The 13,750-nt window shown below is 29.7% G+C and carries 8 protein-coding genes; all 8 read right to left on the minus strand.

Features of this window, described 5'->3' with window-relative positions:
* Positions 1–82 precede the first annotated feature (82 nt).
* Positions 83–2,047, minus strand: coding sequence for a DUF2779 domain-containing protein (locus tag H0I26_RS15945; protein ID WP_218699952.1), 1,965 nt, complete (start codon positions 2,045–2,047; stop codon positions 83–85).
* Positions 2,047–3,144, minus strand: coding sequence for a hypothetical protein (locus H0I26_RS15950; protein WP_218699953.1), 1,098 nt, complete (start codon positions 3,142–3,144; stop codon positions 2,047–2,049). Before H0I26_RS15950 ends, H0I26_RS15945 begins: the two co-directional genes overlap by 1 nt.
* Before the next feature lies 1 nt (position 3,145).
* Entirely contained in the window at positions 3,146–6,391 is a 3,246-nt protein-coding gene (locus H0I26_RS15955; protein WP_218699954.1) for an AAA family ATPase, read from the minus strand.
* Positions 6,392–6,409: 18 nt separating this feature from the next.
* Complete coding sequence (locus H0I26_RS15960; protein WP_218699955.1) at positions 6,410–7,735, minus strand: restriction endonuclease subunit S; 1,326 nt, start codon at positions 7,733–7,735, stop codon at positions 6,410–6,412.
* Complete coding sequence (locus H0I26_RS15965; RefSeq protein ID WP_218699956.1) at positions 7,736–9,172, minus strand: N-6 DNA methylase; 1,437 nt, start codon at positions 9,170–9,172, stop codon at positions 7,736–7,738. It abuts the gene before it with no gap.
* 7 nt (positions 9,173–9,179) lie between these two features.
* Positions 9,180–11,630 carry an EcoAI/FtnUII family type I restriction enzme subunit R gene (hsdR, locus tag H0I26_RS15970; protein WP_218699957.1) on the minus strand — a complete coding sequence of 817 codons (2,451 nt, stop codon included), beginning with the start codon at positions 11,628–11,630 and terminating at the stop codon, positions 9,180–9,182.
* 210 nt (positions 11,631–11,840) lie between these two features.
* Positions 11,841–12,074: a helix-turn-helix domain-containing protein gene (locus H0I26_RS15975; RefSeq protein ID WP_218699958.1), complete on the minus strand. Its 234-nt coding sequence runs from the start codon at positions 12,072–12,074 to the stop codon at positions 11,841–11,843.
* Between the two features lie 237 nt (positions 12,075–12,311).
* Positions 12,312–13,703: a tRNA uridine-5-carboxymethylaminomethyl(34) synthesis GTPase MnmE gene (gene mnmE / locus H0I26_RS15980; RefSeq protein ID WP_218699959.1), complete on the minus strand. Its 1,392-nt coding sequence runs from the start codon at positions 13,701–13,703 to the stop codon at positions 12,312–12,314.
* Positions 13,704–13,750 lie beyond the last annotated feature (47 nt).

Raw genomic sequence — 13,750 nt, forward strand, 5'->3', positions numbered from 1 at the left:
TTCTCTTCAAAATCTTGTATTGCTTTTAAAATATGTCCTTCGGTTACCTGATTGAATAGCATTTATATGTTTTTTATTCACATTAATCTTCAATTATCTCTTTAAAATGTTCAAATATCATAACCATAGCTAAGGTATCTAACTCACAATATTTAAGTAAAGCAGAGGACAATTCATTGATTTCTTCTTCTGTCATATCTGTATATTGTAATTTACCATATGCAGTTAAAGCTGCTCCTCCATTATCTATGTCTTCAATTTCAGATAAAGTATTCTCTAATTCTTCCTCACTCCAACCTTGAAATACGGAAGGCAACATTTTATAAGGGTTCTTCACATTACTATCCGTAATATTTAACCAAATATGATTTTCTGCAAAATTTTTACTTGTTAGATTAATTTTATTTATTGGCTGTGAGTATTTCTCTTGCAAAAATGCACTTGAGCTTAAAGATGCGGGCAATACTGCTTTAATTGAATTTGATCCTTTTGTTAAGGGATTATAATAGTAACGTTTCTCAACTCCCCATAAATCGACCATGTCCCGTTCTCCTTTCCATGACGTAGCACTATCTCTTTTTGAGTGAGAAATATGCTGTATAAAATCTATCATTTCTTTTTTATCTGTTTCATCTGAAGCAAATAATTGAACATATATAGCATTTAAAATCGTGTTTTCATGACTAGAATATTTAAATATTGAGCCTTCATCAGTTTCAAGTGCTTTTTTCAAAGCTCTTATAAATTCAAAATTGGGAAAGAAACCAGCTTTATTATTAATGTATTCGTTAGCATGTTCGATTCTACCATCTTCATGATATATATGATGCGAGAATTGGAATGCAATTTGTTCGTAAGGTTTTAATCCTTTGTTAAAAGGCAAAGCAACTGTACTTGTTTCAAAATCAATAAAATGCAAAGGATATTTCCATTTTTCCATTTCTTCTTTTAACCCATCTTTATCTACATAAATAGAGCAATCATTGTTAACTTCCTTTTCTATTTGCAACCATTGCCTATGTGATGTCGTTAGTTTTTGAGGATCTTCTTTAAGCCCTATATTATCTTCTGTCAATTGGTCTTTAAAGTAAATACCCTCTTCAAATAATTTAGTTCCTCTTCTAAAATTATGAACATCAAATATATTAGCCTTTTTAAAATCGTTTTCACTCCACTTATGTTGTTTCGTAAAACATTCCTTAAACCCAGATTTTAAACCTTGCTCTTCTTCATCCTCATTACATATATATTCACAACTTTTACATGCACCAAAACTTGTTGGCCAATTTGCATAACTATCGTTAACATACTTTTCTTTAAAAAAGTCAATCGATTCTTGAAAAGTTAAACTATCGTGATATTTATATTTGTTTGTTTCAATATCAGTTACAATTTGTGTAATATTTTTTCGGCCTAAAACAGCATTACCTGTTTCTTCTAGGATACTTACTTTTTTAATTATTCCTGTTCTATTTTCTCCTTTGTTACTAATTCTAAATAATTGATTTAATCCATTAATACTAGCTTTCCTAGATTTGTCTGCCATCATTAAATATGATTGAATATTCCAACTAGGAAAACATAATTGCATTACGTGTTTTTGAAAGGCAATATCAAACAAATAAGGTTTCCAACCTGAAACCATTTTACCACTTTTACCTATTAAAAGATACTCATTGTCTGGTATGAAAGATTTAGACTTCACTTCAATAAGCTCAATATCATTTCCTTTTTTTACTAATACATCAACACGAATAAATAGGCCATCAATAAGAAAAGCAGGTTCGTAGATAATTACATTTTGTTGCTTTAGCAGATCTTGTGTCTGATGCCATAACAATTCATAATCCCAATCATTACCTTCTATCAATATCCCATTTGGATAATGTAATCTAGCCAATTCTTCTACTTGAAAACCTCCTTGTGCTAGAGCTTGTAAAAAAGGGTCTTCCTGCTTTTTATTAACATATTCTTTTTTACGCGTGTAGTACAATTTATTAGGGCATTCAAGTCCTAGTTTAAAACGAGATTTGGTGAGTAGTTTCATTAGGAAGAAGTATCTGATATTTTTGTCTCTTTTTTAATTACCTCTAAATCAATTAGAATATCTCGTTTAAATTTACTTAATGGACGTTTATGGAAATCTTTCTCATATAACTCCGTTCCAAAAGCAAGGAGATATATCAACTCATCTGAAAGGTTAGCATCTGGAAAGTTTGACTTTAAACTATCTAAATAAGTTTCTGAATATTCTTTTCTTAAAGTAATTAAATCTTCTAATTCTTCTGAATGCCCATCATACATTTGGTCAATAAACATTTCTTTACAAGTTCTAAGGATTTTAGCGTCTGAAGGATTCTTGAAATAGAATTGATACCTCTTTTTCATAAAACTATATCTATATCCAAAATCAATTGATACATTTTCGTCTTGATAAGGATGAAAATAATCTTCTAAGGTAAAAAGTTTGTCACTTTTAACTCTGGAGTTACATATCTCACAACTGGGAATTAAATTATGAAATGATATTTCCAAGAGAGGAAATTTAGATTGAGGAAACCAATGATCCAATTGTGGACTCATTAATCTCCCATCTTTTACATCTTTTCTTTTTCTTTGAGTAATAGTATAAGTTCTATTACAATACACACAACTACGAATACCTAAATTAGATGTCAAGGTATAGGAATTGTAATCTTTGTCATTAGATAAAATCGAATAATTCAACACAGAAGCAAGGTCTTTAAAAAAACAATGAACTTTATTCGGTTTAAATTTCGATTTTAGTTCCTTTTTTGTATTTATATATTCTTCATATACTCCTACTTTATTAAATAGATTGTCTACTGATTTTTTAAACGCATCATTTAAATCAATGAGCCTTTCCGGTTTTCCTAAAATTAAATCATTTAAGTTCCCTTGAGTTATCAGGAATTTGATAAGAAAGTCCTTTTGATTTTGATATTTAAAACTTTTATCATCATATCCTTTACAAAAAACGGGTCTATTTGGATGATCATTATTTGAGTTTGAAGTTACACATGCCTTTCCTGTTAATTTTTTTGTAATAAAACATGTAAAAAAATCAGCATGCATTTTTCGTGCATATTCAAGGTCAATATTTAAGTGATTTATATTAATCATATTAATTCGAAAATGCTAATTCAGTCATTTCTTTTAGTTTTAGTCTAACAACCTTTTCTCCAATCACTTCAATTAAAGATATATGATGATTTTTTCTACTCAAAGAAGTATCAATCTTTAACTCTTCTTGTATGTAGACATTTTCTGATTCTAATGCGGTTTTCTTGAGTTTAACATATTCTGGGATATTATTTTTATGAATCTCATTAAACTCTTCAATTTCTTTGTTATTAATATGAAATGTCAAAAATGAAATAGTCTCATTTATTTTCTTCTTTGCAAATTCTCCTATAAAACCTTTATTCATAAAAAAATCATGTGTTAAAATTTCATGAATATTTGCGCCAAAAGTTTTATAATCACTATTCGTGGCATTAGAATCTCCCATTCTTAATGTGAAGTTTGAAGGGATGTCAGATAGGATATATGGAGAGTGTGTAACTAAGCAAATATTAATTCCATAGATCTGATCTAAATAAATTCTATTTATAGCCTGAACTAACTCGTAAACATATTTTCTTTGCATTTCCGGATGATAATACAACTCTATTTCATCAAGGCATAAATTAACAAAGTGATATTTCACTTTATTTGTTCCTTCAACAACAGAATTAATGTTTCTTAAATGATAAATTATTGAACTGGTCGAATGAATCATTTGTTTTTCACCAGAACTTAGTTGATTCATACTACTTACGCCCTTAAACTCATTCTCAATCATTATTTCATAAGAAAAAATTGGAGGAGGAATCAATTCAATCGTTTTTATATCTGTTGAGCTTAAAATATTTTCGAAATTATTTTGTCTCTTTGATAAATCAATAGTAAATTTATTTGTCTTTGGCCAATTTTTAGGATACTTCAAATAATTAATAGCCTGCATTAATTTATCTGTGATATGACTTCGGTTTTCTGATAAATTATCTAATAATTGATATAATTTTAAACCTTCAAATTCATTTTTTTTAGTATCAAAATAATTTTCTTTTTTAAAATATTTTAATGAAATCCTTATGAGTTTACGAATAATATATTTCTTAGTTTCTCTAATGATTTTAACAGGAGTTTCAATTTGGCTATTGTCTATTTCATAAAAATTCGAAATCTGTTTCCAAAGCTTATCAAAATCTTCATTTATTTTTTCAAAAGGAATCTCTTCTTCAGATTCTGTTTTGTATAAAATTCTGTTTTTGTTTTTAATTATTATTAAATTAATCGCAATTGCTTTTTGCTTTTCTGTAATTTGTTTAAAACCTATATCTTCTGCTTCTGTTGGTTCCAGTAAATTTGAAACAAATCTATTACTCAACAATTGATTTTCTCTATTAATATTTATGTTACCCTTGGTCCTCATAGGGTTTATAACAAGCGGAATTTGATATCCATCATTTTTACGAATCATGCTATCAATCCAAGGACCAAGCTCTAAACTGTTTAAACCATAGATAGAGTAATTAACTGCTATTGTATAAAAGAAGTTTTCTAAATCATTCTTTTTAAAAAGTTTTAACCGTCCTGATTTTTTATATTCTCGATCTTGTAGTGCGAATTTTTGAATTTTTATTGTTGAATTAGAAATAACTAATTTATTCAAAAAACCAAAGTTTAAGTAGTACAATTCTACTTCTATATTTTCAGAATCCTTATTAACAGTTGTGCTCAATTCATTTTTAAAATTATAGGCAATATGATTAAGAATTCTGAAAAATAATTCAATCAATGTACTTTTTCCAGACCCATTTTTGCCAACAACTGCTGTAATATTAATTCTTTGTTTACCATTATTAGAATCATAAAGTTTAAGATCTCTCTCAGGAAAATATTTGATAGAATTACTGGTGATTTCTATCGTTTTTTCAAAATGATAAATGGTTTCTGAATTAAAATTGTCTTTTAAGACTTTTAAAATATTATCTGAACAATTCTCTAAAGGTTTAATTGCAATAATTTTGAAGTCATTTTGAGCATCAAGCTCAATTGATTTTTTTATAGACTTAGGCTTGGAAACATCAATATCTTCTATTTTTTGTAAAGAACTGTTACTAATTTGATCTGTAGAACTCTTAACTCTATTTAATAAATTATAAAGCGATAGGGAATACCTAACCTCTTTTTTTCTTTCTTGAATAGTTGTATATGCCACATGTGTTAATTCTCTAAAAATTCCACCTTTCCCATATTTGTAATTTTGATTATACTCTAAATTAGCTTTATCAAGTTTTTTGAGTAACGAAATATAAGTATGATAACTTTTGGGGTTATTGCTACTTACTCTACTCGCCACGATAAAAGTATTAACATTTTGATCTAAAGGAAGAAATTTATTGGAATCAATCCAAAATAAAAACATTGAAAATGAACTAAGCTGAATTCCTTTCCAATTATAAAATCTTTTAAAAGTATTTGTTCCAAACCCAGTTCTTTTCTTTAGGTATATATTTGTAAAAACTGACCAAATTTCATCTTGTGATTTTTGTGTTCTTGTCGAAAGTATTTGAGCAACATTTGGACTGGGACACCCAACAAACAGAATGTCTTTATTTTGCTCTTTACCTCCTAGTATTTTTAAAAATTGGTTAATTCTTGTTACCCGATTTTCATAGGTTATTTTACCTGCATTAATTGCAAAAAATACATGAAACGGATCTAAACTTTTAATACCATAATCAGAATCAAATTTTTCAATCCACTTATTCTGAATTGAAAATGTTTTAAACTTCATACATTTATCATACAGTACTCGCCCAGCGTGTTTTTTTTCTAAACCACATTGAAAATTAAAATCTGCTAGTAATTTGCTTAATTCATTATACACTGTATGCCATGGTACAACTTGATTGTCGTAAACGTCTTTATTTTTCTCAATTATTTCATCAATATAAGCTGCATCCCATAATTCAACAATAAAATCACATTTTGTTATAACTTTATTTACGAATGTGTTTTTTGCTTCGTCCTCCAAATATTCTGGAACAATTACGATAAACTTTTCAGGCTGCCGCGTATTATAAATTTTTACAGTCTGATTGATTTCACTATCTAATAAATCAATTTCTTCAATGTCAAATTTCTTAACTTCTATAATGATCTTTTTTTCGTCAATGCTTTTCCCATATCCTTGTTGAAGTATTGAGCTTTTAAATTTTAGAGTTTCATCTGTAAATAGATTATAGCCCACCTCTTTATTTATCAATTGGAGAAGAAGTGAAAGAAGTTTTTCTTTGGGTAAACCTTTTAAAATATCCATAAATTAGACTGTGTTATTTTACTCATTACTAAAAGCTTCCTTCAATACGGCTTGCATTAACATTTTTGCATTTGCTTCACTGGTTTTTATTTCTCGTTCTAAAGCTTGACATTGTTGCATTAAAGCTTCTACTTTTTTAACAATTTCTTTTTGTTCTGAAAAAGGAGAAATAGGAATAATTGTACTCTTAAATTGATCATTAGTAATACTTGGAGAGTTAAAACCATCCATAAATTCTAAATATATGTTTTCAATATATTTTGATAATAATAACCAAAAGACATATTTATTTTCAATTGACAAACAGTTAAAAACTGCAAAACCTGTAGAACCAATATAATTCTTTTTATCATCCTCAATTATTGCCAAATTATGCAAATATGGTCTTACAAGAGAATACATAATATTACCTTTATTAAGGACTCTTCTTGCTCTTGTCGAAAGTTGGTTTACTGGTAATAATTTTGGTTCTTTAATTTTTTGATGTTTATTGTCAATTGTATCAATATCTACGTAATTTACGAGTTCATTAGGAGGTAGAACATTGTGAATATTTAAGTTATCTGAATTGACTATAATCTCCCCCAACCTACACCAAACCCAACCCTCTGGCAATTCAAAAGAAATTTCTTCTTTAGTAATTGGTGGTAATTGTTTTTCCTTTTTTATTTTTTTCTCTTTTATAAGTTGTGCTTTTTCTACTTTTATACGTTTTAGTAATTCGCTAGCAGGTTCTGTATTTGGGGTTTGCTCACGCCATTCTTTTGTTAGTTTTCCTTGAATTGCTTCTTGGAGAATGGATTGTTTTAGTTGAGTTAAAAGCAGTTTTTGGGAATCTATTTCTTTATTTAACTTGGTTTGGCCTTTTTTGAAAGTCAAAATTTTATTTAATAATTCTTTTTGCTCATCTCCTTCTGGTAAAAATATCCTTTGATTGAAAAACTTATGCTTTTGAAGCCTAATTCTTTGTGTAGTTCCATCACTTCCTTTTTGGCAAATATCATCGAACCAAGTGGTGGCAGTTAATTCTAAAAATAATTGCTTTGAAATAATCTTTTCATCAATTTCAAAATACCAAAAATCATTGGTAACAATTGCACCTTCCAATTCTTTTGAAACAATTCCAAAAGCTCCATTTCTTGCATCAATACCAGAAAGAATAAAATCTCCTTCTTTTACTTCAAACATTTTAGATTTTATATCACAACCTTTTTTCTGTCCTCTTAAAACGACTCCTTTATGGTTCATTTTTATGGTAACCAAATTATAATTTTTATTTGGTTCTAAATCAATGGGACGTTTTATTCGTTTTAGAAAATCTCCTATTAAATATTCTTTTGCCATTTATTTTAATAGTGTTTCTAATTCAGTTATAATACTATTTGAAGCAACAAATGATTTTTTTAATGCCACAATAGTTTCTGTTGTTGAAAAATTTATTTCTTCCGTTTTGGTATTTGGATTCTTAATATCTAAATTCCAGTTTTTTAAATCCTTTACATTTACTTTCCAAGAAACATCAGATTCTTTTCTGTTTTCCCACCAATCTATAATTGGTTGAAACTCGTTAAATTGTATGGGTTTTGTTTTAGAGTAACTTTTTTGTCCTTCAGGTAATTTGTGGTCGTAGTACCAAATATCTTTGGTTTTGCTTCCTTTTTCAAAAAACAATAAATTGGTACTCACTGTTGCTGGGAAAAAAGTAGTTTGTGGCAAACGTATAATAGTATGCAAATTACAATCTGTTAGTAATTTTTCTCTAATACGTGCTTTTACTCCATCTCCAGTTATAGAACCATCTGGTAAAACAATAGCACATCTTCCTTTTGGTTTTAATAATTGCAACATTAAAATAACAAATAAATCGGCAGATTCTTTACATCTATAACTTGCTGGGAAGTTAGTTTCTACACCATCTGCAATGCTTGCTCCAAATGGAGGGTTTGCTAAAATTACATCTACCTTGTCTCTTGCTTTTACGCCATTGTATTCAATTTTTAAACTGTCTTGATATACATAATCTGGTATGTCAATTTCGTGTAAAATTAAATTAGTTAATCCTAATACATACGCTACTGGTTTTAATTCCCAACCTGTAATACTATTTTGTAATTTGTGTTCATCACTAACAGTACGTACATAATGTGCTCTTACATGATCTATAGCTTCCGTTAAAAAACCACCTGTTCCTGCAGCAGGATCTAACACTTTTTCCCCCAATTTTGGGTTGGTCATTTTTGTCATTAACTGCGTAACTGCTCTTGGTGTATAATATTCACCTTTATTACCAGCATCACGTAATTCTACTAAAATACTTTCGTAAATATCACCAAAAACTTGTTTGTCTTTTGAGTCGTTAAAATTAACTTCATTTAGCTTATTAATCACTTTACGCATTTCGTAACCCGATTTCATAAAGTTATTAGATCCTTCGAAAACTTCTTTTACAATAGCAGCTCTTTTTGGGTTATTGATACTTGTTAAGCTTCTTAACGAAGCAAACAAGCCTCTATTAACATCTGCATTGCTATCAATAAATTCTAATAATTCATCTCCAGTTATTCCTTCTGCATCTGTTGCCCAAGTTCTCCATTGAAATTTTTCTGGAATTACAGAAACATACTCATCTTTTGTTATTTCTAGCTCTTGGTCTTTGTCATCAATAATTTTTAGAAATAACATCCATCCTAATTGCTCTAATCTTTGCGCATCACCAGAGATACCTCTGTCTTGCCTCATTATATTTCTAATACTGCTAACTACAGCGCCTACGTTTGCCATTCTATTTTTATGCTGTTTTATAAAGTTCTTGTTCTAATTCTTTTAATGCCAATAAATACTCTGGTTTACCGCCAAAAGCTTTTATTAATTCAACTGCTGTACCCAATTTGTTAAGCGGATCTAATTTTAATACTTCGGTGCTCTCTATGGTCACTAGTCCATCTTGCGCATATTTATCTAATAAACTATTTAATACAGCTTGTGCTTGCGTGCCATATTTTGTGAAATAATTTCGCTTCTTTACATTCTCTGCTCTTTCTTTTCTTGTTAATGGTTTTGCATCAAATACTATGTGACAAATTAAATCGAAAGGATCAAATTCTTTTCCTACTTTTTCTTTCAATTCATCAAAGAAAACTCCTTGTTCTTCTAGTTCTTTTACGATAACTTTTTTCTTTTCTTCTTTATTCCATCTGAATAAGAAATCGTCTAAAGTTTGATATTGTTTATTTACGTTTTTCTTAGTGTAATCATTAAAAGATTCAATAATTAGTTTTCCATCCGTACCTAAATACTGAACACTTTCTCCCATTATAGAAACCTTTACACCATCATCTATTCTAATTTTTTCATTCGATTCTTCAACAACATGTCCTCCACCATCAATTGTTGGGTAATCTTTTTCATCTTCAGGAAACTCTATTTCTGTTCCGTCTAACCCATCTATAATTGGCTCAATTGGTGTTTCATCATCAAAACCAGTTACATCATCCTCCTCATCAACTTCTTTAATCATTTCTGCCTTTCCATTAAAACCAGGATCAGCAAAATGATGTGTTGCGTTTCTAAAATCCATAATGGTAAAATATTTTTTATCATATTCCTCATTAATTCGAGTTCCTCTACCAATAATCTGTTTAAATTCTGTTGGAGAGCCAATATTACTATCTAAAATAATCAACTTACACGTTTGTGCATCTACACCAGTGGTCATTAACTTAGAAGTAATTGCAATTACAGGGTACTTTTCACTTGGTGAAATAAAGTTATCTAACTGTCTTTTACCTATTTCATTATCTCCTGTTATTTGTACTATATATTTGTTATTTTCATTATATAAATCGGCATTAGCATTTACCAAAGCAGTGCGCATACCTTCTGCATGTTCTATATCTACACAAAAGAGAATTGTTTTTGCAAAACGATCATAACCTTTTAAGAATTCAGTAATTTTTGCTGCAACTACTTTTCTGCGTTCCTTTATTACAATGTTTCTATCAAAGTCAGTTCTATTGTATATTCTATCTTCAACAGGATTTCCTTTTTTATCTAGAAATCCTTTTGGTGGTCTCCATCCTTCCGCATCAATATCTAAGGTTACTTTTACAACTTTGTATGGTGCTAAAAACCCATCATCAATTCCTTGTTTTAAAGAGTACGTATAAATAGGTTCACCAAAATATTCAATATTAGAAACCTCTTCCGTTTCTTTTGGAGTTGCCGTTAAACCAATATGAGTTGCACTATCAAAGTAATTTAAAATCTCTCGCCATTTACTGTCTTCTTTTACACTTCCTCTATGACACTCATCAATGATAATTAGATCGAAAAAATCTGGACTAAAATCTTTAAATGTATCAGAAACTTCTGGATCGGAATTACTTAAACCTTGATACAAACCTAAAAAGATGTCAAAAGCTTTATCAGCTGAATCTATTCCTCTTTTTTTATTGGAAACTAAAATATCTTTACCGTTTTCCTGAACTACTTTCTTTTTTATAACTGTCATAGCATCTTTAAAGTGCCTGAAGTCTCCTCTTAAAGTTTGATCAATTAGAGCGGTTCTATCTGCTAAAAACAATATTTTTCTTTTAGCTTTTGATTTGAATAACCGATGTGCTATTTGAAAAGCAGTGTATGTTTTCCCTGTGCCAGTAGCCATTACTAGAATAATTTTCTTCTGCCCTTTTGCTACAGCTTCAATAGTTCTATTAACTGCTATTTGTTGATAATACCTTGGGCTTCTGCCTGAGTTATCAGAAAAATAATCTTGCGTGACAATGTTTTCTTGCTCCTCTGTTTCAATCCCTTTGTACTTTTTATACTTCTCCCAAAGTTCTTGCGGACTTGGAAACTGGTCTAACGTTAAATCTTTTTCAATATCACCATCTGCAACTGTTTTATCGTGAAAATAGAAACCATCACCATTACTACTAAATACAAATGGAATATCTAAAGTATCTGAATAACCAATGGCTTGCTGAATACCACTTTTTAAAGTTTTGTTATTAGATTTTGCTTCAATAACAGCAATTGGCACATTGGGTTTATAAAAAAGAATGTAATCGGCAAACTTTCGCTTACCTCTTCTTGTCATTTTTCCTTTCACATAAATTCTACCGTCCGTAAAATAAATTTCACGACCAATTTGTGTGTGTTCATCCCAACCTGAACGAAGAATTGCAGGTGTAATGAATTTAGCTTTAATATCTGACTCTGATAGATCTTTTTTATTCATATTATAATAAGTCTTGGGACTTCTAATAAATTTAATATTTCAATCAGTAATAAAGGGAGAGTTTAAATATAAAACCTTTTTTAAAATTGACATTACGGAAATCCTCATATTATATAATAACTATATAAAATTTAAGAAGAGAAGTTATCAACCTTCACCAAAACACCTATATATCAAATAGTTAAAACATAATTGTTTAATTTTTACTATTTATCTTCTATATTTCAAAGACTTAATTTCGGTCATCGCCTTTTCCATATCATCCCCTTTGATAATAACGCTTCTTCCAATTCGAAAAGCATTTAAATAGCCCTTAGTAATATAATTTCTAATAGTTAACTCGCTACATTGTAGATAATGTGCAGCCTGCTTTACTGTATAAGTTTCTTGTCCTTGATATTTCTTTAAAACCTTATCAAGCGCTAATGCAACTGCCTTTTTCATTATTTCCAATATTCTTTTTATTTAGTTTCTCAACCAAATTATTTGTAGAATACTTTAGGTCTTCAATGTTAAACCACAAAAAATCAGCACGAACTATTTACTCGAACTCTTTATGAATAAATGTTTTATTTACCAAAACTAACACCTCAAAAGAGATTTTATAAACTTACTTTAAATAGGTGCAAAAAATTGATAATCTGCATAATAGTCTATTATGTTTTAGTGTTTTTTAGCCATTTACTTCCCAATACAAAAATTAGCAAAAATATTACCAAGTAAATCATCACTAGTAATTTCGCCTGTAATTTCTCCAAAATGGTATAACGCTTGTCTAATATCTATCGCTAATAAATCTCCTGACAACCCAGATTCTAGGCCATATTTGACTTTCTGAATTTCTTCAAAAGCTTTTAATAACGAATCATAATGTCTGGTGTTAGTTACAATAGTTTCGTTATTACGAAGTGCCCCTGTATTAACAAAACCAATCATTTTTTCTTTTAACTCCTCTACGCCTATACCTGATTTAGCAGATAATAAATGAACATTTTCAAACTGAGCGGTTAAAACGTCCAATTCCTTAGGCGTTAATGTATCAATTTTATTAGCTATGATTACTAAAGGTTTTAGTGGGAATTTATTTTTTATCTTTTCAATTTCAAAGGTGACTCGTTTGCTTTCTGTTTTAAATTCTTCAGCAGAAAATAGAAGCACAATAACTTGCGCTTGCTCCATTTTTTCGAATGTTTTCTTTATTCCGATACTTTCTACAACATCTTCTGTCTCTCTAATCCCTGCCGTATCAATAAATCTAAAACCGATACCTTCAATCACTAATTCGTCTTCAATAGTATCTCTTGTTGTTCCGGCGATAGCGCTAACAATTGCTCGATCTTCATTTAAAAGCGCATTTAAAAGTGTCGATTTCCCCACATTAGGTTCGCCTACAATGGCCACAGGAATTCCGTTTTTAATCACATTACCTACCGCAAAACTGTCTATTAAGCGTTTTAAGACAAAGGTTATTTTCTCGACCAAAGCTTGAAACTGAGAGCGGTCTGCAAACTCGACATCTTCCTCTGCAAAATCCAATTCCAACTCGATTAACGACGCAAAATTCATTAATTCTTCGCGCAATTTTGCGATTTCGCTAGAAAAACCACCACGCATTTGTTGCATCGCTATTTGATGAGACGCTTCATTATCACTCGCAATTAAATCTGCGACCGCTTCCGCTTGACTTAAATCCAATTTACCGTTTAAAAATGAACGTAGCGTAAATTCGCCAGCATTAGCCATTCGGCAGCCATTTCTTAAAAATAATTGAATAATTTCTTGTTGAATATAGATGGACCCATGACAAGAGACTTCCACAACATCTTCACCAGTATAAGAATTAGGGTTTTTAAAAACCGATACTAATACTTGGTCAATTGTCCGTTTATCATCCACAATATGACCTAAATGTATGGTATGCGTTTTTTGTTGCAACAGTTTTTTTGTCTTTTTAACAGACTCAAAACACTGGTCTGCGATAGCAATAGAATCTTTACCTGATAACCTAATAATGGCCACTGCTCCTGCTCCGGAAGCGGTTGCTAATGCTACAATTGTGTCGTTATAAATCATATTGCAAAAATAGACATAAAATATTCAATTTTTATATTTTATATTTG

Origin of the sequence: Olleya sp. HaHaR_3_96 (assembly GCF_019278545.1) — a bacterium.
Taxonomy (GTDB): Bacteria; Bacteroidota; Bacteroidia; order Flavobacteriales; family Flavobacteriaceae; genus Olleya.